This is a genomic window from Niallia sp. 03133 (assembly GCF_052663225.1).
Map to the genome: position 1 here is coordinate 16,575 of NZ_JBQTCY010000023.1, position 23,096 is coordinate 39,670.

Below are 23,096 nucleotides of genomic sequence, written 5' to 3' on the forward strand. Positions count from 1 at the left end.
GTGGTTGAGGCAGCAAAAATTCCGAATTCTAGTAATAAATCCAAAAACATCTTCCACTAATATTGCATTGTATCAAAATGAAATTCCTTTAATAACAGACACTATCTTTCATACTAGCAATCATTCACCTGAAAAGTTGTCTATTACAGAGCAATGTAGAGTTCGTTCAGAAGAGATTTTAAGCTATTTGTACAGTAAAGAAATAAATTTTTCTAAACTGGATGCAATCTGTGGACAAGGCGGACTACTGCGTCCAATGGAAGGCGGAACGTATCAGATAAATGAAACGATGCTGGAAGATTTAAAAACTGGTTATGGAGGAGAACATCCTTCTAATTTGGGTGGAATTCTTGCATATGAAATTGCAGCTGGATTAAACATTCCGTCCTTTATAGTTGATCCAGTAGTTGTAGATGAATTGGAGGATGTAGCGAAAATATCCGGCTATCCAGGCATCCCTCGAAGAAGTGTTTTTCATGCTCTCAATCATAAAGCATGTGGCAGGCGTGCTGCATCCGAACTTGGAAAAAAATATGAAGAAGTGAATTTAATAGTAGCCCACTTAGGGGAAGGAATTACGGTTGGTGCCCATCGAAACGGTAAAGTAATTGATGTAAATAATGGATTAAATGGAGAGGGTCCATTTACGCTAGAACGTACAGGAACAATTCCACCTGGGGATTTAATCGATTTATGTTATTCTGGTGTATTTACCCATACCGAAATGAAGAATGAGCTTCATTTTAATGGAGGGATCAAGGGATATCTACATATAAAGAATGCATCAGAAGCAGTAAAATTGATGATGTCAGGCGATAAGAAAGCTTCCCTCATCTTAAATGCCATGTGTTATCAAATAGCAAAAGAAATTGGCAGTATAAGCACAGTTCTTTCAGGAAACGTTGATGCGATTGTGTTAACTGGTACGCTTGCAAATAGCGATGTATTAATGAAGAAAATAATAGAGAGAGTTATGTGGATTGCAGATGTTTACGTTTATCCTGGGGAAAATGAGCTTCAATCATTAGCGGAAGGCTGTTTAAGAGTTTTAAGAAAAGCGGAAACACCGAAAAAATATGGTAACCATTTTATATGAAAAGAGAGTGGGAAAAATGGCAAACGAATACGATGTAGTTATATTAGGCGGGGGAACAGGCGGTTATGTTGCTGCCATTCGTGCATCTCAATTAGGCTTAAAAACGGCAATAGTAGAAAAAAACAAGTTGGGTGGAACTTGCTTGCACCAAGGCTGTATTCCTAGTAAAGCATTGCTTCGCAGTGCAGAAGTGTACCGCACTGCAAAAAAGAGTGCAGATTTTGGAGTAATAACATCAGATGTTAAATTGGATTTTGCCAAAATACAAGAAAGAAAAAAATCGATTATTCAGCAATTGTACACTGGTGTTCAATACTTAATGAAAAAAGGAAAAATCGATGTATTTGAGGGAACTGGGAGAATTTTAGGTCCATCAATCTTCTCCCCAATGCCTGGAACGATTTCCGTTGAAATGAACAATGGAGATGAAAACGAAATGTTAGTTCCAAAAAATGTGATTATTGCAACAGGATCAAGACCAAAAACATTGCAGGGGCTGAAAGTAGATGGCCAATATGTAATAAGTTCAGAAGAAGCATTGAAAATGAATGCATTGCCAAAATCTATAATTATTATCGGCGGTGGAGTAATTGGCGCAGAGTGGGCCTCTATGCTTTCCGATTTAGATGTGGATGTTACGCTTCTAGAGTACAGCAATGTCCTTATTCCGACAGAAGATAAAGAGATTTCAAAAGAACTGCAGAAGCAGCTGGAGAAAAAAGGAGTAAAGGTTGTTACAGGAGCAAATGTACTTCCAGAAACCTTGACGATAAATGGCTCGGTTTCCATTCAAGCAAAGTATAAAGAAGAGAACCATACCTTTATTGGAGAAAAAGTGCTCTTATCAGTTGGACGTACAGCGAATATAGAAGGCATTGGATTAGAAAATACGGATATTGTGATAGAAAAGAATGTGATTAAAACAAATTCATTTTATCAAACGAAAGAGCAGCATATTTATGCGATTGGCGATTGTATTGGCGGTCTGCAGCTTGCGCATGTTGCATCCCATGAGGCAATAAAAGCAGTGGAGCATTTGGCTGGCTTAAGTCCTGACGTCATGAATGATAAAAAAATACCAAAATGCATCTACACCAGTCCGGAAATTGCAAGCATCGGATTAACAGAAGAAGAAGCAAAAGAAAAAGGCTATAGCATAAAAAAAGGGAAATTCTCCTTTAAAGCGATTGGAAAAGCACTAGTTTATGGAGAACATGAAGGCTTTGTCAAAATTATCTCAGACAGTAAAACAGATGATTTGCTGGGTGTTCACATTATTGGTCCGCATGCAACAGATATGATTGGAGAGGCAGCATTGGCAAGTGTATTGGATGCAACTGCCTGGGAAATTGGATCTACCATTCATGCACATCCAACCTTAACGGAAGCAATAGGAGAAGCTGCTCTTGCAGTAGATGGAAATGCCATTCATGGGTAAATAAGAAAAGCGGAAGCGCCTTGCTGATCGCCGTACGGACTGGCCGATTAAGTACGCCACGTCCTGTGGCAACATCGGCACTTGTACATCCTGTACTACGGTAGGGCTTCGACTGAGATAAAGGAAACACGAAGAGCGTTAGCGAGTTCGTGCTTGACTTATCGCAGGGAGCGATCTGAAGTACGAAAGGCGATAGGCGCTAGACATTCATCTGATTAAAAAAATTGTATACGTTCTTATCTTCAAATTAAGTATAGAAAAAATAGGAGGTACAAATATGGTTGAAAATCGCCATAAAAAAGTGGGATTAAGTGATGAGCAAGTATTTGCTATGTATGAAAAAATGCTGCTTGCAAGAAGAATAGATGAAAGAATGTGGCTATTAAATCGGTCAGGAAAGATACCTTTTGTTATATCCTGCCAAGGTCAAGAAGCAGCTCAAGTGGGCACAGCTTTTGCTTTTGACAACACCAAAGATTATATTCTGCCATACTATCGGGATTTAGGTGTTGTTTTATCATTTGGTATGACAACAAAGGATATTATGTTATCTGGATTTGCAAAAGCGGAAGATCCAAACTCTGGAGGCAGACAAATGCCCGGTCACTTTGGACAAAAAAGTAATCGAATTGTTACAGGATCTTCTCCTGTAACAACACAAGTTCCTCATGCAGTAGGCATTGCGCTTGCTGGGAAAATAGAGAAAAAAGACTTTGTTACATTTGTAAGTTTTGGAGAAGGCTCCTCCAACCAAGGTGATTTCCATGAAGGAGCAAATTTTGCTGGTGTTCATAAGCTGCCGGTAATCTTTGTATGTGAAAACAATAAATATGCTATTTCTGTTCCAATTGAAAAACAGCTTGCATGTGAAAAGGTATCAGATCGGGCAATTGGCTACGGCATGCCAGGAGTTACAGTGGATGGAAATGATCCAATTGAAGTATACCGTGTTACAAAAGAGGCAGTCGACAGGGCAAGAAGAGGCGATGGCCCAACGCTTATTGAAACAGTTTCCTACCGTTTAACACCACATTCATCTGATGATGATGATCGAAGCTATCGAGGAAGAGAAGAAGTAGAAACTGCTAAAGCGAATGATCCGCTTGTGAAATTTAAAGAGTATTTAGTGCAAACAAATGTGCTGACAGAAGATAAAGATAAAGAACTGAATAATCACATTATGCAAATAATAAATGAAGCAACCGATTATGCAGAAAATGCACCTTATGCACAGCCAGAGGATACACTTAAATATGTTTATGGAGAGGAAGGAGGAGTATAAATGGCGGTAATTTCCTATATTGATGCCGTTACAATGGCGATCCGCGAAGAAATGGAACGGGACGAAAAGGTTTTTATAATGGGAGAAGATGTTGGTGTAAAAGGCGGCGTTTTTAAAGCGACTGCTGGTTTATATGAACAGTTTGGAGAAGAAAGAGTGATTGATGCTCCACTTGCAGAATCAGCGATAGCTGGTGTTGGCATTGGAGCAGCAATGTATGGCCTTAAACCGATCGCTGAAATGCAGTTCGCCGATTTTATCATGCCAGCAGTAAACCAAATCGTATCAGAGGCTGCAAAAATCCGATACCGCAGCAATAATGACTGGACATGTCCAATTGTAATTCGCGCCCCATATGGTGGAGGAGTTCACGGGGCATTATATCATTCTCAGTCAGTAGAAGCGATGTTTGCAAATACACCAGGCTTAAAAATAGTTATGCCGTCTACACCTTATGATGTAAAGGGGCTGCTTAAGGCTGCCGTTCGTGATCCGGATCCTGTGTTGTTTTTTGAACATAAACGGGCTTATCGTTTAATAAAAGGAGAAGTTCCTGAGGAAGACTATATTTTGCCAATCGGCAAAGCAGATGTAAAGCGTAATGGAGAAGATATTACAGTTATTACATATGGTTTATGTGTTCATTTTGCTCTTCAAGCAGCAGAAAAGTTGGAGGAAGATGGAATTTCCGTACATTTATTAGATTTAAGAACTGTATATCCTCTCGATAAAGAAGCAATAATAGAAGCTGCCAGCAAAACAGGGAAAGTGCTTTTGATAACGGAAGACAATAAGGAAGGCAGCATCATCAGCGAAGTTTCAGCGATCATTGCCGAAAATTGTTTGTTTGATTTAGACGCGCCAGTTATGCGGCTTGCAGGTGATGAGGTGCCAGCTATGCCGTATGCTCCAACAATGGAGAAATACTTTTTAATAAATCCAGAAAAAGTGGAAAATGCAATGAGAAAGTTAGCAGAATTCTAACAAAAAGGAGGGTAAAAAGGTGACGATGGAAAAAATAAAAATGCCTCAATTAGGTGAAAGTGTAACAGAAGGCACGATAAGTAAGTGGTTAGTATCGGTTGGAGATAAAGTAAATAAGTATGAACCTTTAGCTGAGGTAATGACTGATAAAGTAACAGCTGAAATCCCATCTTCCTTCACTGGAGTTATCTCTGAAATCTTGGCAAAAGAAGAAGAAACTTTACAAGTGGGCGAAGTTATTTGTTCGATGGAAGTAGGAGAAGAAAAAGCAAGTCCAGCTTCTATTGTGAAGCAGGAAGAAGCCCCAATTGAAAAAAAAACAGTGGAACAGTCCGATAATAAACGAAGGTATTCTCCAGCTGTGTTGCGTTTATCCCAACAAGAGGGAATTGATTTAACAACATTAAGCGGAACAGGCGCCGGTGGCCGGATTACCCGCAAAGATGTGTTAAAAGCAGTAGAAGCGGGTGTTCCTCATAGTGAAAACAAAAAAACACCTGCTGTTTCTGTGAATGAAATAACAAATCAAGCACCAGTCCCTATATTCGAAGCAGAAGAAGTACAGCAGCCTTCTATTGAAAACGGAGATGCCGTTATTCCTGTAACAGGTGTTCGAAAAGCAATTGCAGCCAATATGCTAAAAAGCAAACATGATATTCCTCATGCTTGGACGATGATAGAAGTGGATGTAACAAGTTTAGTAAATTACCGTAATAAAATAAAAGACAATTTTAAAGCGGTAGAAGGGTTTAACTTAACTTTTTTTGCTTTTTTCGTTAAGGCAGTTGCAAGGAGCTTGAAAGAATTTCCGGAAGTAAATTCAACATGGGCTGGAGATAAAATTATCCGCAAAAAAGATATTAATATTTCCATTGCTGTTGCAACAGAGGATGCTTTATTTGTTCCTGTTATTAAAAATGCAGATGAAAAGTCCATTAAAGGCATCGCAAAGGAAATTACAGAGCTTGCTAAAAAGGCAAGAACCGGCAAACTTTCACTTGAAGAAATGCAAGGAGGGACTTTTACTGTCAATAATACTGGCTCATTTGGCTCTGTTCAGTCAATGGGGATTATAAATCATCCGCAGGCAGCTATTCTGCAAGTTGAATCTATTGTGAAAAGACCAGTAATCAAAAATGGAATGATTGCAATAAGTGATATGGTTAATTTATGTTTATCGTTAGACCACCGTGTGTTAGATGGCTTAGTTTGTGGAAGATTTATGCAAAGGGTAAAAGAATTATTGGAAAATACGGATGAAACAAACACTCCTATTTTTTAAGGTGATACTCTTTCTGTACTTTAAAATGGAGTATTAGAAAAATTTAATTCTTCTAAACTATAGGGCTTAAATATGCATAATTATTGAAAATTCAGTGATTATTAATAATAATATAGATATGACATATTTAAACTAAAAGAGGATGAAAAAGCAAACAGAGTATTTTGATAATTATTCAAAAGAAGGAGCGAAACAATGAATATTGATTTTAATTTATTTATGAATGATGTTGTCCGCCAAGCCCGTCAAGAAATAGTCGATGCAGGATATAAAGAATTAACTACGCCAGAAGCAGTGGAAGAAACAATTAGCAAACAAGGTACAACGCTTGTTATGGTTAATTCTGTGTGTGGATGTGCTGGAGGCATTGCCCGTCCTGCTGCAAAATACTCTTTGCATTACAATAAAAAACCAGATCAATTAGTTACCGTATTTGCTGGACAAGATAAAGAGGCGACAGAAAAAGCTAGATCTTTTTTTACTGGATATGCACCATCTTCGCCATCATTTGCTCTATTAAAAGATGGAGAAATTCTTACAATGATTGAACGCCATGAAATTGAAGGCCATGATCCAATGCAAGTAGTGGAAAAACTGCAGAATGCATTTGAATCTTATTGTGAAGAAAAGTAAAATCAAATAATTGAATTATTAACAAGGACAATAAGAAAATTTCTTATTGTTCTTGTTTTTTTCTGATAAAAAAGGGTATGTAGTAAATGTTAATAAAACTAGTTCGATTTAAATTATATAAGAAAAAATATCAGAAAAATCAAATGATTAAATTTTTTCAGAATAATATTTCATCGAATAAACTTGTATAAATTCTATTGAATAATTATTGGTATGTGTTAAAATTCATAGTGTTGTATGATTATGTAGTAAAAAATAGGATATTTTTTATGGAGAATAACACATATTAAGTAGGAATACAACTTGATTGAAAGTATAGGAGGAAAATAAAATGAAAAAATTAATGGCTGTGATGCTGTTAGCCATGTTAGTACTTTCGGCATGTGGAACAGGGACAGGCAATGGAGATAAAAATTCAAATGAAAAAGTATTAAAGATGGGAACTTCAGCAGATTATAAACCGTTTGAGTATGTGGACTCTGCAAAAAGCGAAGATATCATTGGTTTTGATATTGATTTAGCCAATGCATTAGGAGAAAAATTAGGGTATAAAATTCAAGTGAAAGATATGGACTTCAGTGGATTAATTTCAGCACTTCAAGCGAAACAAGTTGACTTGGTTCTTGCAGGCATGTCTGCAACAGAAGAGAGAAAGAAAAATGTAGATTTCAGTGATGTTTACTATTCAGCGAAAGATTTAGTTATTACAAAAAAAGATAGTGGCATTAAAAGTATAGAAGATCTAAAAGGCAAAACAGTTGGGGTGCAGCTAGGATCCATTCAAGAAGATTCAGCGAAAGAAATTGCTAAAACAGTTAAAGTAAAAGTGGAAAACAGAGATAGAATTCCTGAATTATTACAAGAAATTAAAGCAGGAAGATTTGATGCAGCCATTATTGAAGATGTAGTTGCACAAGGATATTTAAAAAAAGACAACAGCTTAACTTCTGTTGAAGCTCCTCAACCAGAAGATTCTGCAGGATCAGCAATTGCTTTTCCGAAAAACAGCAAGCTGACAGAAGAATTTAATGCAGAGCTTAAAAAAATGAAAGAAAACGGCGAAATCGACAAGCTAGTTGTGAAATGGTTTGGAAACTAATATATCGTAATGCATAAGAAACGTTTAAAGATGCTCTATCTTTAACGTTTTCTTATTTTTTTCTATAAGAATGCATTGTAGATTTTGAAAGGAATGTTGTACGAATGGAGTTGAATTTTCACCAGTTTATTCCCTCGCTCCCATTTTTAATGCAAGGGATTACTGTAACTTTAAAAATTGTTTTCGTAGCCGGAATATTAGGATTTGTGTTAGGAATTATTTTATCTGTATTAAAAATCAGCAAGCTGCCGATTCTTAGCTGGATTGCAGATGCTTATACATCCATATTTAGAGGTACTCCTCTTGTGCTCCAATTAATGCTGATATATTATGGTACACCACAAGTGACAGGAATAGAAATTGCCCCATCATTTGCAGCGATATTATCATTTGGCCTTAACTCTGCAGCTTATATTTCTGAAATTATCCGCGCTGGAATTCTTGCAGTCGATAAAGGACAAAATGAAGCTGCTTTGGCACTTGGTGTTTCGAAAAAACAAGCAATGTTTGATTTGATTCTTCCTCAAGCGTTGAAAAACATCTTTCCTGCACTAATAAATGAAGCAGTAACTTTAACGAAAGAGTCTGCGATTGTAACGGTAATAGGTGTAACGGATATTATGAGACGTGCTTATATTATGGGTGGAGAAAAATACTCTTATTTTGAACCATTATTATTGGCTGGCCTCATTTATTATATATTAGTTATGCTGTTAACCATGCTTGCTAAGGTTCTGGAAAGGAGAATGAGACGCAGTGATTAAAGTTGAAGATTTAAATAAATCCTTTGGTTCGTTGCAAGTGTTAAAAGGAATTTCTACTGACATTAAAAAAGGGGAAGTTGTCACAATTATTGGTCCTTCTGGTTCTGGTAAATCCACTTTCCTGCGCTGCTTAAACTTATTAGAAGTACCTACATCGGGGAAAGTATATATTGAAGACGTAGAAATTACGAATAAAAAAACTAATATCAAAAAAATAAGAGAAAATGTAGGCATGGTATTTCAGCATTTTCATTTATTTCCACATAAAACTGTTCTGCAAAATATAACGTATGCACCTATAAAAGTAAAAGGACTAAGCAAACAAGAAGCAGAAAAAAACGGCTTGGAATTGCTGCAAAAAGTGGGTTTGGAAAATAAAGCAAATGAATATCCAAATAGATTATCTGGAGGGCAAAAGCAAAGGGTTGCCATAGCAAGGGCTCTAGCGATGAATCCGGATGTTATACTATTTGATGAACCAACATCCGCACTAGATCCAGAAATGGTAAAAGAAGTGTTGGAAGTAATGAAATCATTAGCCGATACAGGAATAACCATGCTGATTGTCACGCATGAGATGGGGTTTGCAAGAGAAGCAGCAGACAGAGTGCTATTTTTAGATCAAGGCTCCATTGTTGAAGATGCACCACCAGCTCAATTTTTTACTAATCCTGCAAGTGAAAGAGCGAAAGAGTTTTTACAAAAAATGTTATAAAAAAGCAGCTTTTCCGGTTAGGTTATTCAACTCAACTGGATGGCTCTTTTTTTTGCATTTTATTTTTCGGAGAGGGAATTCAAGTATATATATAAACATATTTCACAAAATAAGAGCAAAAAGTGGTGAGCATATGTTAAAACTTTTATCTATGCTGCTGTTTATATCGCCGATTTGGCCATTAGGCAGCAATCCGTTGCAAGGAGATCCCTTTATCATTATTAATAAACGTACAAATGAATTAAGTATTGTGAACGAAAATAGGGTTCAAACGACTATAAGTGTGGGAACAGGAAAAACAGAAGAAATGACGCCAGAAGGAGTCTTCACCATAACAGTTAAAGCGATTAACCCTTATTATCGAAAAAAAAATATACAAGGTGGCCATCCGAAAAATCCTTTAGGAACGAGGTGGATTGGTTTTGATGCAAAAGGAACAGATGGAAGAACATATGGCATCCATGGAACAAATAATCCGGCATCCATAGGCGAATATGTATCACAAGGGTGTATTCGAATGCAGAATGAATCGATTCAAACTATTTTTGATTCTATTCCTTTAGGAACGAAGGTGCTTGTTATAAACTCCAATAAAAGTACAGAACAATTGGGGAAGGAATTTGGAGCAATAGGGTGGAAGGGGTAAAACAAATAAACACCGGAAAGCAATAATCCTTTTCCGGTATTTATCTTTTTATTTTAGGCTCTTTTTGTATAGCTTGTTGTACAGCCTGAATACACTTCGTTTTCCACGGGGCTACTTCTTGAGCTGCTTCGTCGTTTCACTCTTGTAGGGTCTCGCTAATCTAAGCAGGTGTCTACGTGTATTCAGGCTGCTCAGTATTTCTAAAAGGTTTTTCAACATGTTAAAAACCTTTTAGAAAACAGCCTTATTTTAAGAAAATAACATGCCGAGACCTACCAATAAAGTCGATAGAAGCATAATAAATATCATTAAATAGACTACAGTTTTTCTAAAATTACGATTGCGCATTATATCCTCCATTTACTATCAGTGATTCTATTCTTTTATTTTACTAAGAAATAGAACATGCCACAACTAAAAGGTAATTAAAAACAGAGATGGTTTGCAAAAGGGTAAAAGATTAGCACAAACTCTGGAGATTTATCAACAGTTGCAAGGTTTCATTTGCTGTTAAATCTTGCTAACGGTATACTAAGATAGTGAGTAATAACTTGGAGGAATGTATAATGATTAATGAAGAACGTTTGCTAAACGAGTTTTTAGAATTAGTGAAAATTGATTCTGAAACAAAGTATGAAAAAGAGATAGCGGAAGTTTTAAAAAATAAGTTTACTGCTTTAGGATTAGAAGTAGTGGAAGATGATACAACATCCATTACAGGACATGGAGCAGGCAATCTAATTTGCACATTAAAAGGAAAAGCGGAAAATGCAGATCCCATTTATTTTACCTCTCATATGGACACAGTTGTACCTGGGAATGGAGTGAATCCATCAATTCAAGATGGGTATGTTGTAACAGATGGCACAACCATCCTAGGAGCAGATGACAAAGCAGGATTAGCAGTAATTTTGGAAACGATTAAGGTGTTAAAAGAAAATAAATTACCCCACGGAATGATTCAATATATCATCACAGTAGGCGAAGAATCTGGCCTAGTTGGTGCAAAAGCATTAGATTCCTCGCTTGTAAAAGCAAAATATGGATATGCCCTAGACAGTGATGGGAAAGTCGGCAATATCATTGTGGCGGCTCCTACCCAAGCAAAGGTAAAGGCAACTATTTTAGGGAAAACTGCACATGCAGGTGTTTCACCTGAAAAAGGTGTTTCTGCCATTACAATTGCTGCAAAAGCGATTGCCAAAATGCCTTTAGGAAGAATTGACAGCGAGACTACAGCGAATATCGGACGATTTGAAGGTGGAAAACAAACAAATATAGTTTGTGACCACGTCGATATTTTAGCAGAAGCTCGTTCTTTAATAGAAGAAAAAATGCAAAATCAAGTCGCGAAAATGAAGGAAGCATTTGAAAGTACTGCTAAAGACATGGGCGGAGAAGCGATAGTGGAAGTGGAAGTGATGTATCCTGGCTTTAAATTTGGAGATGGAGATCATGTAGTGGAAGTTGCCCGTAAAGCTGCATCTAAAATAGGCAGAAGCTGTGAATTGCAGCAAAGCGGCGGTGGAAGTGATGCCAATGTGATTTGTGGGTTTGGAATTCCAACCGTTAACTTAGCAGTTGGCTACGAAGATATACATACAACAAATGAAAAAATGCCCATAGAAGAATTAAATAAATTAGCGGAAATGGTCTTGGCAATTATTGAAGAAGTAGCAGGGAATTAAATCACATCTAGTGAAAAGCACTTATTCCAATAATATGGAATGGTGCTTCTTTTGCCTTAGAAAGGAGAAAAAAGGCTGGTTATAAGACAAATAAGGAATTTATATTCATTGTTTTAATAGAGTCCTTTAAGAAAAATTAGTATAATATAATTAAAAAGATAATTTCTCTGGGAAAATAAAGAAAGTCAGCTGAAAAAATGGATAAATGTTATTTGAGGGGTTGATAAGGAAATGATGGAGAATAATAATAAGGTTGTTGTTTTTCAAGTGGAAGAAGGAGAATATGCTATTAGTATTAATTATGTAATTTCGATTGAAAAAGAAGAAGGAATTACATTAGTACCTTCTTTGCCTTCCCATGTTATCGGAATAAAAAATGTAAGAGATGAATTAATACCTGTAATAAATTTAGAAAAAGTATTGTATAATCGTGAATTAAAAAAGACGGACCGAAACAGGTTGATTGTCTTAAAAACAGAAGAACTTACTTTCGCTGTCGGTGTGAGTGAAGCAAAAGAAATCCTGATGATTCCAGAAGAATCAATCAAGCAGACAGGAATTGCCGCCTACCAAAACACACAATATTTTTCTGGTGTCATTCAATTGGAAAACCGTTTAATGATGATGATTGATCCTGCTATTTTAATCAATTCACTGGAAGGGTTAAAGGAAATTAAAGAATATATGAAAAATCAACCTGCCTAAACTGCTATTGAATGATAGGATGTGGGCTTCTATGAAAGAGTATTATCCGAAAAAAGGAAGAGTTATTTTACATGTTGATATGAATAGTTTTTATGCTTCAGTGGAAATGGCGTATGATCCATCCTTGAAAGGAAAGCCGTTGGCGATTGCAGGGAATGCAATGGAACGGAAAGGGATTATTGTCACATGCAGCTACGAAGCAAGAAAATATGGAGTAAAAACAACAATGCCTTTATGGGAAGCGAAAAAGCTTTGTCCTAACTTGCTTGTTAGGAGTCCGAACTTTGATCGCTATCGGAAAGCTTCTCTAGGGATGTTTTCAATTTTAAATGAGTTTACGACACTAGTAGAGCCTGTATCTATTGATGAAGGCTATTTAGATATTACAAATAGCTATGATTTAGGCAGTCCCATTGATATTGCTAAAACAATTCAACAATGTATTATTGACCGTTTAGATCTGCCTTGCAGCATTGGCATTGCACCAAATAAATTTTTAGCGAAAATGGCTTCTAATTTAAAAAAGCCAATGGGAATTTCCATCATAAGAAAAAGAGATGTACCTGTTATTTTATGGCCTATGGATGTAGAGGAAATGCATGGTGTCGGAAAGAAAACAGGGGAAAAGCTAAGATCTATCGGCATTGCCACGATTAAAGACTTGGCAGAAGCTGATTCGCTTCAGTTAAAGGCTGCTTTAGGTATAAATGGAGCCCGACTAAAAGAAAAAGCAAACGGGGAAGATAATAGAGCAGTTGACCCGGATGCCGCAAATGAATTTAAAAGCATTGGCAATTCAACTACTTTACCGAAAGATATATCACATCAGCAGGAACTTTTTCAAGTTTTGCAATCTTTAGCCCATAAAGTCGCAACGAGAATGAAAAAAAAACAAGTTCATACGAATGCTTTAAGCATTACCATTAGGTATGGCAACCGAAAAAATTTTACAAAAAGCATGAAATTGGATAATCCTATAAAAATGGAAGAAGATATACTAAATAAAAGCAAAGAATTATTTTTGAAAGCTTGGAATGGAAATCCTGTTCGACTGCTTGGAATTACGGCAACTGATTTAACGGACAATAATATTGTAGTAAAACAACTGGATTTATTCTCCTATGAAAAAGACGCAGAAAGGGAACCGCTTTTGAAAACGATTGCCGTATTAAAAGAAAAATATGGTACTTCCATTATTGACCATGCAAGCGAGCGCCATGGCGTTAAAATAGATGAAAATATCGGCACACAAACGAGTTTTAATAAAGACTTTTTGCAAAGAAAGAAATTTTTATAGAAAAAAGCATCAGAAGAAAATTTTTTTTATAAAACCTATAGAAAAAGTAGTGCTTCTTCAGTTAGAATAGTTGCATATATAACAGAATCTTGCTAAAGTAAAGTGAATTCTACTATATACAAAAGATACATACAAGTAAGAAGGGACGTAAGAAAAAATGACAAAACAGCAATTTGGTGTTATTGGTTTAGCGGTAATGGGTAAAAACCTTGCAATGAACATTGAAAGCAGAGGGTACACTGTTTCCGTATTTAACCGTTCAAAAGAAAAAACAGAAGAAATGCTTCAAGAAACAGAAGGCAAAAACCTCGTTGGGACATATACTCTAGAAGAATTTGTTCAATCCTTGGAAGTTCCTCGCAAAATTATGCTGATGGTTAAAGCGGGTCCTGCAACTGATGCAACAATTGAACAATTAAAGCCTTTATTAGATAAAGGGGATATTGTAATTGATGGAGGAAACACTTTCTTTGTGGATACGCAAAGACGTAACAAAGAATTAAGTGAATTAGGCATTCATTTCATCGGTACCGGTGTATCAGGTGGGGAAGAAGGGGCGCTTAAAGGACCATCTATCATGCCTGGAGGACAAAAAGAAGCGTATGAGCTTGTTGCGCCAATTTTCAAAGATATTTCTGCTAAAGTAAATGACGAGCCATGTACAACTTACATTGGTCCAGACGGTGCTGGCCATTATGTAAAAATGGTTCACAACGGAATAGAATACGGTGATATGCAATTAATCTGTGAAGCATATTTTATTATGAAAAACGTGCTTGGTTTAGATGCGCAGGAGCTTCATGAAGTATTTGCTGACTGGAATAAAGGAGAGCTTGACAGCTACTTGATTGAAATCACTGCTGATATCTTTACAAAAGTAGACGAAGAAACTGGTAAACCATTAGTAGACTTAGTATTGGATACTGCTGGTCAAAAAGGAACTGGAAAATGGACAAGCCAAAGTGCATTAGATTTAGGTGTGCCGCTTCCAATGATTACGGAATCTGTATTTGCCCGCTTCATTTCTGCAATGAAAGAAGAACGCGTAAAAGCAAGCAAAGTTTTAACAGGTCCTGCTATTCAACCTTTTACTGGCGATAAAGCTGCATTTATCGAATCAGTTCGCAAAGCTCTTTATTTAAGCAAAATTGTTTCTTATGCTCAAGGTTTTGCTCAAATGAGATCTGCATCTGAAGAATATAACTGGGATTTAAACTATGGGGAAATTGCGATGATTTTCCGCGGCGGCTGTATCATCCGTGCTCAATTCTTGCAAAAGATTAAAGATGCTTACGATCGTGATGCTGATCTTGCAAACCTATTATTAGATCCATATTTCAGTGAAATTGCAGAAAATTATCAAGCAGCATTGCGTGAAGTAATTGCAGGTGCTGTTATGAATGGAATTCCTGTACCAAGCTTTGCGGCTGCATTATCTTACTATGACAGCTATCGTACAGAAACACTTCCAGCAAACCTTTTGCAAGCACAACGCGACTACTTCGGAGCTCATACGTATAATCGTATTGACAAAGAAGGCGTATTCCATACAAATTGGATGAAATAATTCCATAATAAAAGTCATTCTGGATGCTTCTATTTAGTTAGCATTCAGAATGACTTTTTTGTTCTCTAGTAAATGATAAACGAAATAGAGTGGTGGATAACTTAGCAGTATGGTCCGCGTTCAGCTTTTTCTGTCGATGAGCAAGGACGCTTGCGCTTTTCTTATATTAATTGAATATCTATATACACAATTTCAGAACGGCTTCCTAAACGGATAGGCGGACCCCAAAACCCAAATCCAGAGGAGACGATAGCATGTAGCTGGTTTTTCTTCAGATAGCCCCAGTCTAACTCAAATACTCTTCTTGTAATAAAGTGATTGGGAGCCATTTGACCGCGGTGAGTATGGCCAGAAACAATTAAATCAATCCCCTCATTCATCGCTTCGGTCAATTCTGCTGGTTGATGATCCATCATAATAAGCGGAAGATCTTCTTTTTTAGCCTCCACTAATTGCTGAATAGTTTGCCTTTGTTTATCAGTTTTGTCTTTTCTCCCAATCAAGACAAAACTGTTGTCAATCAACACTTTCTCATCCAATAAAATATTAATTCCGATTCGGTCCATTTCTTGCAGGAATTCCGGAATTTTTTTGCCGTAGTATTCATGGTTCCCTAAAACACCAAAAATACCTAGGGGAGCTTTTAGATTCTTCATTTTATCGCCCATTTTCTTTTGTAAAAAGGGATTGGGATCATCGTCAATTATATCCCCTGGAAGCAATATTAGATCTGCTTGCAATTCATTTATCTTCGAAACCAGTTTATTTAAATGGGCATTGCCGGAAAGAGTACCGAAGTGCATATCGGAAGCCATGGCAATTGTTAATGAACGACGGTGACTGCTTTTTTTTGGCAGAGTAAGTTTGTATTTTTTTATGACAGGAGAATAAGCATTATAGGTGCCAAATAGAAAAATAAGCAAAAAGGTGATAACAGCAATAGTACCGGTAATTAATATATTGGTCGTCCGTTCTAAGTAAAAGGATAAGATAAAATAAAGAATATTGGCAGCAGGAAGCAAAAACAGGGCATATTGCAAGACAGCAAGCCAATATGAGCCAAGTATTTTATAAATGGCAATGGAAGGGAAGGCGTGGCTTAAAAAATAAGAATATGCCAATATAAGTACAATTATGATATAAGCAGCAAGCTGGAAATGAGTGAATGCTGTTTGAAATAATACATAGCCATTCCAGCCAATATAAAAAAGATAGACATGATAAATTAGGATACTCAATGAGATAAGGCAAATTCTTTTCATAAAGTACTCCTTTCGATTAATTAATAAATTTTTTTCATTTCTGTTCAGGAAATGAAACCATCATAAAAGAATAGAGGAACATGTTTATTTGAAAATACTATTTTGAAATAACAAATAACATTATTCCAAAGATAGAAAAAACGCGAAATCATAGAAGATTTCACGTTTTTTATTTAGGTGTTAGCAAACATCCACTGCAAGCTGGTTTACTGGCCACCAGAAGAAACCGTCTTTCTCTAGTAAATCGTCTGCTTCTTTTGGCCCCATTGAACCTGACGCATAGTTAGGATAGTTTGTAGCAGGCGTCTGCGACCATGCTTGAGAAATTTCATCTACAAAACTCCAAGAAAGAGATACTTCATCCCAGTGCGTAAAGTTTGTTGCATCCCCATTTAAACTGTCATCGATTAACTTTTCGTAAGCTTCCGGTGTATTAATGCTTGCAATTCCCGTATTTGCATAGCTAAGTTTAATCGGTGTTGCTTCCATATTTTGACCAGCTTTTTTAGCATTTAAATGAAGGGTAATGCCTTCTTCTGGCTGAATATGAATAACTAAAAGGTTCGGAGTTAATTCTTTTTCTGGATTATCATATAAATTCATTGGAATATCTTTAAATTGAACAACAATTTTAGTTGATTTTTCTTCCATTCTTTTTCCAGTACGAATGTAGAATGGAACTCCAGCCCAACGGAAGTTATCGATCATTACTTTTCCGGCAACAAAAGTTTCAGTATTCGATTCAGGGTTAACCATTGGCTCTTCCCTGTAGCTAGGAAGCTCTACATCATTAACTGTTCCTTTACCATATTGACCGCGTACAAAATAATCATTTACTTCGTCTCCTACAATTGAACGCATTGCGCGGAAGACTTTAACCTTTTCAGAACGAATCTCATCTGGTGTTAAACGAATAGGCGGTTCCATTGCAAGCAATGCGACCATTTGAAGCATATGGTTCTGTACCATGTCTCGTAAAGCGCCGCTTGTTTCATAATATCTTCCGCGTTCCTCGACACCTAATGTTTCGCTGGAAGTTACTTGGATATTGCTTATATAACGGTTATTCCAAAGGTTTTCGAAGATTGCATTAGAAAAACGAATTGTTTCAATATTTTGCACCATTGCTTTTCCTAAATAATGGTCAATTCTATATACTTCATTTTCTGAAAATGCTGTTCTTATTTGATTATTCAGCTCTTGAGCTGATGTTAAATCGTGACCAAAAGGTTTTTCTATGATTAATCGTTTGTAGCCGGCAACATCTGTAAGTCCATCTTGTTTTAAATGGATAGCAATTGGTCCGAAAAATTCAGGAGCCATTGCTAAATAAAACACTCTGTTTCCGCCTAATTCATATTTTGCATCTAAATCATCTGCAATATTTTTTAAAGCGATATATGAACTTGAATCCGTTACATCGTGTGAATGATAGCAGAAATGGGAAGCAAATGTTTCTAAATCACTTGCTTCTGTATTTGCAATCGATTCTGCAACAGAATTTTGAACATTTTGGATAAACTGTTCATTCGTTAACGTTCTTCTTCCAACGCCGACAACTGCAAAGCGAGTTAATTTTCCTTTTTGATAAAGTCTGTAGAGAGAAGGAAACAGCTTGCGGTTTGCAAGGTCTCCAGTTGCTCCGAAAATCATGATAAGTGCATTAGATTGTTGATTTTGATTCACTTTCTTGGACCTCTTTTCATTAAATATGTAAAAATTTCGAATTAGCTTTGAATCAAGCTTGCGAGAAATGCTCTTTTTATTTGTTGTTCGCCTTTCTCAGAAGATAATTGACTAATTCCAAGGCTTCAACCTAGTAATACTAACAGTTCCAATGAGCCTGTTGCTTATGCAAGGAATTCTTTTATCTACACTTTATTTCAAATTAGCATCATTCTTTTTTATAAGTTATTATAAAATAAACTTTATAAAAGAATAACAGGTATTGAAGAAGTTGAAAACATAATATTCTTACTTTTTCATTTTACCTTGCAATAAATTATTTGTTCCGAAATAAAATTTTATCTGTTTCTTGCTAATTAAGCAAACATTATGTTTGGAATTTGCTCGTTTTAACTGAAATTTTAGAAAAATCATTTTTTTAGTGTAGATATAGGGAAAATAATAGAATATTTTTTTCTTCTTCCGTTTTAAAGGTATAATGATCTTTTGGACGCAGAATCAGAATTGATTATACTTTTCTGAAATTTATTAAATAATTCATTATTGTAGATAATACATTAAAATCGATCAATATACTAGGAAAAAAGAAAAATATTTTTTGGTAACTACTTCTTTTTCTATTATACTAAAGGGATTAATTTAATGAAAGTATGTCTGTAATTAATACTTTGTATAGTATTATATAGAAAAATTATTTTTATCCCACTCTTACTGCCCGTTAAGGTCCGATAGAGATACACAAACGAAGGGAAGGTAGCCAATTCCTAAGGCAACGTTTGTGTGATCCACATCCTGTGGACCGCAAGCTTTCCATCAGTGGGGATGAGGAAAACCCCCACTGATGGAAGGTTCACTTTATCATAGAAGAGTCAATAACATCTTAATAGGGAGCTATTCTTTTTACATATAAATTAAAGGTGACTAGTTCTATACGTTAAGAGCTTTATCATGGATGGCAATTGTTGTTTGTTTAAGAAAATTTTTTATGAATAAATTGGAAAGAAAGAAGTGTGTATTTGTGGAATTACAATTTTTAGGAACAGGTGCAGGTATTCCGGCTAAGTCAAGGAATGTTACCAGTATTGCATTAAAACTTTTAGAAGAACGAGGCAGTATATGGCTGTTTGATGTAGGAGAAGCTACACAGCATCAAATTTTGCATACTACGATTAAACCGAAAAGAATAGAAAAAATTTTTATTACACACTTGCACGGCGATCATATATATGGCTTGCCGGGGTTTTTAGCAAGCAGATCCTTTCAAGGGGGAGAATCGCCTGTAACCATATATGGTCCAAAAGGACTTAAAATCTATATAGAAACAAGTCTTTCTGTTAGTCAAACGTATTTAAAGTACGAAATTCAAGTAGAAGAAATTGAAGAAGGGGTTATTTTTGAAGATGTAGATTTTACTGTTGAAGCGAGGAAGTTAGAGCATGGGGTAACCTGTTTTGGCTATCGTGTAACAGAAAAAGATCGTCCTGGTAAACTTTTGACAGATAAGCTTCAGAAAATCGGACTGACACCAGGACCTTTATTTAAAAAAATAAAAAATGGAGAAGACGTAATATTAGAAAATGGAACATATATAAAAAGCAAAGATTTTGTTGGTCCGGCTATTAAAGGGAGAATTATCACGATATTAGGGGATACAAGGGTTTGTCCATCAGCATCTCTTTTAGCCAAAAATGCGAACATCCTTGTTCATGAAGCAACGTTTGCGAGGGATGAAGGTGAACTTGCAAAAGAATATTATCATTCTACAACTGTTCAAGCAGCAAATATAGCAAAGGAAGCGAATATAAAGCAACTTATTCTAACACATATTAGTGCAAGATATGATCAAAACAAAACGCAGGAACTATTAGCAGAAGCACAAGGTGTTTTTGCTGATGTACAAATAGCTGAAGATTTGAAAATATACCCGATCAGTTAGAAGGACGTAAAAAGGCAATGGTCTTTTAATATTGGCATAGCGAGAATGTTTTGATAAGGAGAAAATAAAAGTGAGATTACTATCATTTAAAAATATTTATACGCCAAGCAAAATAGTTTTTGAAAACAGCCTTTTTAGACACTATCATTATCCTGAAGTGCTGCTGAGTTATGATAGTAATTTTCTCGAATTTAAACGGATGCCTTCATTTATTGAATTTAATGACGCTGAAGCTTATTTGAGAGAATTCCATTTGCAAAACAACCAAAACCATCTAAAATTTTGTTTTCCTGAAAATGAAAAACTTACTGTGGAACTTGAAGAGTATACCGAGAGTGCAAATTATGATATCGGTTTTCTTGAATTATATGGTATTAAGCCAAAGCAATTTCCGTCGTTTAGCAATGATCCTGATATAAACGTTCAAAGAGTTTCTGAAAAAAACGCAGATTTATTTCTCGAACTGCAATATCAGCAGGACCTAAAATATGGAAAGGACTTTGCCGAGCAAAAAGCGGAGCAGTATAAGCGGCAATTAAAGGACCGCTATACGATGCTTCTGCTTGCTTTTTATAAAGGTATACCAGCAGGAGCGCTAACTGTTTATATTTCCAATAAAACAGCAGAAATTGATGGTTTTTATGTCCTGGAGTCGCTGCAGAAAAAAGGCATCGGAAGCCATATGCAGAAGTTTATTATGAATGAATTACCTGAAAAAACAGTGATTTTAGTTGCCGATGGGGAAGATACGGCAAGAACGATGTACCGAAAACAAAACTATCAGTATATTGGCTTTAAATACGAAGCGCAAAAAGTATGTAAACAGTAATGGGCTGGAAAGTGGTGATACTACCTCTGTTAGGGAGCTGCAGGCTTTAAAAGCAAGCAGAAATCTACAATTCAAACAGAATAGACCCTTTTGAATGATTGTTTTTTCTGTTTTTTTATTGCCGTATAGAAAGGTCTGTTAATAGATTCATTTAAAAAGGAAAGTCCAAGATGATGTGTCATTTTGGACTTTCCTTTTTGCTGTCTAGGAAATGATAAACGAAATAGAGTGGTGGATAACTTAGCAGTATGGTTCGCGTCCAGCTCCGACGTACAGGATGTACTAGTGCCGATGTTGCAACAGGCTCGCAGGATGCGAGTCAATCGACGTTGCAACAGGACGTTGCGTATTTAGTCGATTTTCCTCTTTTGCGTACTTAATCGAGCGCCTATCGCCTATCAAACTTCAGGTCATCTCCCTACGATAAGTCAACATCGATTCGCTATTGCTCATCGTGTTTCCTTTATCACGTATTAACGGGCAGTAAGAGTACCTGAAAAAAGATGGTGGATGAAATAACTGCCCGTAAAAACCTGATCGACTTGACTAACCATCATGGGAAAAAACATCCCATGATGGAAGTCTCGCCTTATCTCAGTCGAAGCCCTTCCAGTTTGTACGGCGATGATCAAGGCGCTTGCTCTTTTGTTCATTAGTTTGAAATTTTTAACTGTTCGCTTAAAGCATTTCCCAACCGTTTTGATTGGGCAGTAGCTTCTTTAATGCATTGGATAAAAGCATCTTGTACTTGAAAGGAATCTAATACTTTTAAGCCAGCTTCGGTAGTACCGCCAGGACTTGTGACATTTCTTCGAAGCTCCTCAGGTGATTTAGATGAGGTGGAAAGCATTTCAGCTGCGCCTTTAAGTGTTTGTACAATCAATTCATTTGCTATTTGTCTATCTAGACCAATTTCAACAGCGCTTTTCTCCATTGCTTCTACAAGATAATAAATATAAGCAGGCCCACTACCAGAAAGCCCAGTTACAGCATCTAGTTGAGTTTCTTCTACCACGGTTGTTAAGCCAACCGTTTCAAATATGTTTAATATAAATTGTTTTTGGCTTTCATTAACATGCTTATTCATTGCAATTCCCGTCGCTGATTTACCGACTGTAGCTGAAGTATTTGGCATTGCACGGGCGATTGGAAGTGTACATTCAGCTAATAATTCTAAACTTTTAATGCTGACACCAGCTAATACAGAAATAAGAAGTGTATTTTTTGATAAATATACTTTCATTTCGTTGATCGCTTCTTTTACATCTTTTGGTTTCATTGCAAGGATGACAGCATCAGCATCTTCCACCAGTTCTTTTAGATTGTAGGAGTAATTTATTTGATATTTCTTTTTTAATGTTTGTAATTTTTGTTTATTCAATTTGTTTGTTACAAAAATATCTTCCCCATTTAACATTTTGCTTCCAACAATTCCAGAAATCAATGCTTCACTCATAGAGCCAGCACCAATAAAAGCCAGTTTCTTCATTCTTTTACCTCCAGGAAATTTTCTCTTTTTATTTATTTTATTACTTTGTAAACTATAAACAAAATAGATTTGTGGCAACTTAAGCAGTTCGTCCGCATTTCCCTCCGATGGACGGGATAACCTGTGTCTGCTATATCCAAGGATTGACGGATGAAAGTCAATCGACGATGACATAAGGGTGTGGAGTAGTTAGTCGATCTTCCTTTTATTGCAAATTTAATCTACCAGTCCTTACGTCGATAATCAAGGGGCTTGCACTTTTGTTCTTATGCAATAAAAAACCTTCCATCCAATAAAGGACGAAAGGTTGAATTCCGCGGTACCACCTTAATTTAGTAAAAATAAATACTGATTCTCTGGTCCGGATAACGACGGAATACGTTTAGGTTTGCCTATCAACTCGTAAGGTAGGTTCAATGAGGAGAGCTTCGATGAAGTTTTTCAGCCTAGAACTTCATTCTCTAATCGTATCTATCTCATTTACTAGTCTTAGTCATCATTTATGTCATTATGAAATTGCTTTGATTATGCAAGAAGAATGGCTTGTCTGTCAAGAGACAGATAAAGTAAACTTCCATCAGTGGGGGTTTTCTTCATCCCCCACTGATGGTTAGTTGCACTTATCGGACCTTTACGGGCAGTTATCCCCCGCTTATCTTCCTCGATTTCTCGGAATATTGAGGCAGGGGTCTTACTCC

20 protein-coding genes and 1 other annotated feature are annotated in these 23,096 nt (G+C 36.3%); of the genes, 16 read left to right on the forward strand and 4 right to left on the reverse strand.

Going from position 1 to position 23,096, the window contains the following annotated elements:
• Positions 1–4: 4 nt before the first annotated feature.
• The 10 genes from buk (at position 5) to ACTYBU_RS22110 (ending at position 9,939) form a co-directional block, all read left to right on the forward strand.
• Positions 5–1,096, forward strand: coding sequence for a butyrate kinase (gene buk, locus ACTYBU_RS22065; protein ID WP_445493170.1), 1,092 nt, complete (start codon positions 5–7; stop codon positions 1,094–1,096).
• A gap of 16 nt (positions 1,097–1,112) precedes the next feature.
• Positions 1,113–2,534, forward strand: a complete 1,422-nt coding sequence (gene lpdA / locus ACTYBU_RS22070) for a dihydrolipoyl dehydrogenase (RefSeq protein WP_445493172.1) — start codon at positions 1,113–1,115, stop codon at positions 2,532–2,534.
• Between the two features lie 277 nt (positions 2,535–2,811).
• On the forward strand, positions 2,812–3,816 hold the full coding sequence (locus ACTYBU_RS22075; protein ID WP_445493174.1) for a thiamine pyrophosphate-dependent dehydrogenase E1 component subunit alpha: 1,005 nt from the start codon (positions 2,812–2,814) through the stop codon (positions 3,814–3,816).
• A complete protein-coding gene (locus ACTYBU_RS22080) occupies positions 3,817–4,800 on the forward strand; it encodes an alpha-ketoacid dehydrogenase subunit beta (protein ID WP_445493176.1) in 984 nt (327 codons plus the stop codon).
• 19 nt (positions 4,801–4,819) lie between these two features.
• Entirely contained in the window at positions 4,820–6,082 is a 1,263-nt protein-coding gene (locus ACTYBU_RS22085) for a dihydrolipoamide acetyltransferase family protein (protein ID WP_445493178.1), read from the forward strand.
• Positions 6,083–6,277: 195 nt separating this feature from the next.
• Positions 6,278–6,715 carry a BrxA/BrxB family bacilliredoxin gene (locus tag ACTYBU_RS22090; RefSeq protein WP_445493180.1) on the forward strand — a complete coding sequence of 146 codons (438 nt, stop codon included), beginning with the start codon at positions 6,278–6,280 and terminating at the stop codon, positions 6,713–6,715.
• 331 nt (positions 6,716–7,046) lie between these two features.
• On the forward strand, positions 7,047–7,814 hold the full coding sequence (locus ACTYBU_RS22095) for a transporter substrate-binding domain-containing protein (protein WP_445493182.1): 768 nt from the start codon (positions 7,047–7,049) through the stop codon (positions 7,812–7,814).
• A 104-nt stretch (positions 7,815–7,918) separates the two neighbouring features.
• Positions 7,919–8,578: an amino acid ABC transporter permease gene (locus tag ACTYBU_RS22100; protein WP_445493184.1), complete on the forward strand. Its 660-nt coding sequence runs from the start codon at positions 7,919–7,921 to the stop codon at positions 8,576–8,578.
• Positions 8,571–9,293 (forward strand): amino acid ABC transporter ATP-binding protein, encoded by a 723-nt coding sequence (locus ACTYBU_RS22105; RefSeq protein WP_445493186.1) that lies wholly within the window; start codon positions 8,571–8,573, stop codon positions 9,291–9,293. The genes ACTYBU_RS22100 and ACTYBU_RS22105 overlap by 8 nt, the downstream gene beginning before the upstream one ends.
• Positions 9,294–9,426: 133 nt before the next feature.
• Positions 9,427–9,939 carry a L,D-transpeptidase gene (locus ACTYBU_RS22110; protein WP_445493188.1) on the forward strand — a complete coding sequence of 171 codons (513 nt, stop codon included), beginning with the start codon at positions 9,427–9,429 and terminating at the stop codon, positions 9,937–9,939.
• Between the two features lie 249 nt (positions 9,940–10,188).
• Here the strand turns inward: ACTYBU_RS22110 and prli42 are convergent, their stop codons facing one another.
• Positions 10,189–10,299, reverse strand: a complete 111-nt coding sequence (prli42, locus tag ACTYBU_RS22115; RefSeq protein WP_445493190.1) for a stressosome-associated protein Prli42 — start codon at positions 10,297–10,299, stop codon at positions 10,189–10,191.
• A 206-nt stretch (positions 10,300–10,505) separates the two neighbouring features.
• Between prli42 and ACTYBU_RS22120 the strand changes: the two genes are divergently transcribed.
• From ACTYBU_RS22120 to gndA, 4 genes are all read left to right on the forward strand, one after another.
• Positions 10,506–11,627: a M20/M25/M40 family metallo-hydrolase gene (locus ACTYBU_RS22120; protein WP_445493192.1), complete on the forward strand. Its 1,122-nt coding sequence runs from the start codon at positions 10,506–10,508 to the stop codon at positions 11,625–11,627.
• A gap of 231 nt (positions 11,628–11,858) precedes the next feature.
• The gene (locus ACTYBU_RS22125; protein ID WP_445493194.1) at positions 11,859–12,332 is read left to right on the forward strand and encodes a chemotaxis protein CheW; all 474 of its coding nucleotides are present in this window, start codon (positions 11,859–11,861) and stop codon (positions 12,330–12,332) included.
• A gap of 31 nt (positions 12,333–12,363) precedes the next feature.
• Complete coding sequence (locus ACTYBU_RS22130; RefSeq protein WP_445493196.1) at positions 12,364–13,629, forward strand: DNA polymerase IV; 1,266 nt, start codon at positions 12,364–12,366, stop codon at positions 13,627–13,629.
• 157 nt (positions 13,630–13,786) lie between these two features.
• Entirely contained in the window at positions 13,787–15,196 is a 1,410-nt protein-coding gene (gene gndA, locus ACTYBU_RS22135; protein WP_445493198.1) for an NADP-dependent phosphogluconate dehydrogenase, read from the forward strand.
• A 161-nt stretch (positions 15,197–15,357) separates the two neighbouring features.
• Here the strand turns inward: gndA and ACTYBU_RS22140 are convergent, their stop codons facing one another.
• Both ACTYBU_RS22140 and zwf read right to left on the reverse strand, forming a co-directional pair.
• Positions 15,358–16,458 carry a metallophosphoesterase gene (locus ACTYBU_RS22140; RefSeq protein WP_445493200.1) on the reverse strand — a complete coding sequence of 367 codons (1,101 nt, stop codon included), beginning with the start codon at positions 16,456–16,458 and terminating at the stop codon, positions 15,358–15,360.
• A gap of 180 nt (positions 16,459–16,638) precedes the next feature.
• On the reverse strand, positions 16,639–18,144 hold the full coding sequence (gene zwf, locus ACTYBU_RS22145) for a glucose-6-phosphate dehydrogenase (RefSeq protein WP_445493202.1): 1,506 nt from the start codon (positions 18,142–18,144) through the stop codon (positions 16,639–16,641).
• A 1,018-nt stretch (positions 18,145–19,162) separates the two neighbouring features.
• Here zwf and rnz point away from each other — a divergent pair.
• A complete protein-coding gene (gene rnz / locus ACTYBU_RS22150) occupies positions 19,163–20,080 on the forward strand; it encodes a ribonuclease Z (RefSeq protein ID WP_445493204.1) in 918 nt (305 codons plus the stop codon).
• 70 nt (positions 20,081–20,150) lie between these two features.
• On the forward strand, positions 20,151–20,909 hold the full coding sequence (locus tag ACTYBU_RS22155) for a GNAT family N-acetyltransferase (RefSeq protein ID WP_445493206.1): 759 nt from the start codon (positions 20,151–20,153) through the stop codon (positions 20,907–20,909).
• Between the two features lie 652 nt (positions 20,910–21,561).
• Here ACTYBU_RS22155 and proC read toward each other — a convergent pair.
• Entirely contained in the window at positions 21,562–22,398 is an 837-nt protein-coding gene (gene proC / locus ACTYBU_RS22160; protein WP_445493208.1) for a pyrroline-5-carboxylate reductase, read from the reverse strand.
• A 292-nt stretch (positions 22,399–22,690) separates the two neighbouring features.
• Positions 22,691–22,904 (reverse strand) — a binding site (T-box leader).
• Between the last annotated feature and the right edge of the window lie 192 nt (positions 22,905–23,096).

Bases quoted from the DNA above. Each gene is read 5' to 3' on its own strand.
- ACTYBU_RS22075 (WP_445493174.1), top strand. From the start codon at position 2,812: ATGGTTGAAAATCGCCATAAAAAAGTGGGATTAAGTGATGAGCAAGTA.
- ACTYBU_RS22090 (WP_445493180.1), top strand. From the start codon at position 6,278: ATGAATATTGATTTTAATTTATTTATGAATGATGTTGTCCGCCAAGCC.
- ACTYBU_RS22080 (WP_445493176.1), top strand. From the start codon at position 3,817: ATGGCGGTAATTTCCTATATTGATGCCGTTACAATGGCGATCCGCGAA.
- prli42 (WP_445493190.1), bottom strand. From the start codon at position 10,299: ATGGAGGATATAATGCGCAATCGTAATTTTAGAAAAACTGTAGTCTAT.
- ACTYBU_RS22120 (WP_445493192.1), top strand. From the start codon at position 10,506: ATGATTAATGAAGAACGTTTGCTAAACGAGTTTTTAGAATTAGTGAAA.
- ACTYBU_RS22130 (WP_445493196.1), top strand. From the start codon at position 12,364: ATGAAAGAGTATTATCCGAAAAAAGGAAGAGTTATTTTACATGTTGAT.
- proC (WP_445493208.1), bottom strand. From the start codon at position 22,398: ATGAAGAAACTGGCTTTTATTGGTGCTGGCTCTATGAGTGAAGCATTG.
- gndA (WP_445493198.1), top strand. From the start codon at position 13,787: ATGACAAAACAGCAATTTGGTGTTATTGGTTTAGCGGTAATGGGTAAA.
- ACTYBU_RS22095 (WP_445493182.1), top strand. From the start codon at position 7,047: ATGAAAAAATTAATGGCTGTGATGCTGTTAGCCATGTTAGTACTTTCG.
- ACTYBU_RS22140 (WP_445493200.1), bottom strand. From the start codon at position 16,458: ATGAAAAGAATTTGCCTTATCTCATTGAGTATCCTAATTTATCATGTC.
- ACTYBU_RS22100 (WP_445493184.1), top strand. From the start codon at position 7,919: ATGGAGTTGAATTTTCACCAGTTTATTCCCTCGCTCCCATTTTTAATG.
- ACTYBU_RS22110 (WP_445493188.1), top strand. From the start codon at position 9,427: ATGTTAAAACTTTTATCTATGCTGCTGTTTATATCGCCGATTTGGCCA.
- ACTYBU_RS22125 (WP_445493194.1), top strand. From the start codon at position 11,859: ATGATGGAGAATAATAATAAGGTTGTTGTTTTTCAAGTGGAAGAAGGA.
- lpdA (WP_445493172.1), top strand. From the start codon at position 1,113: ATGGCAAACGAATACGATGTAGTTATATTAGGCGGGGGAACAGGCGGT.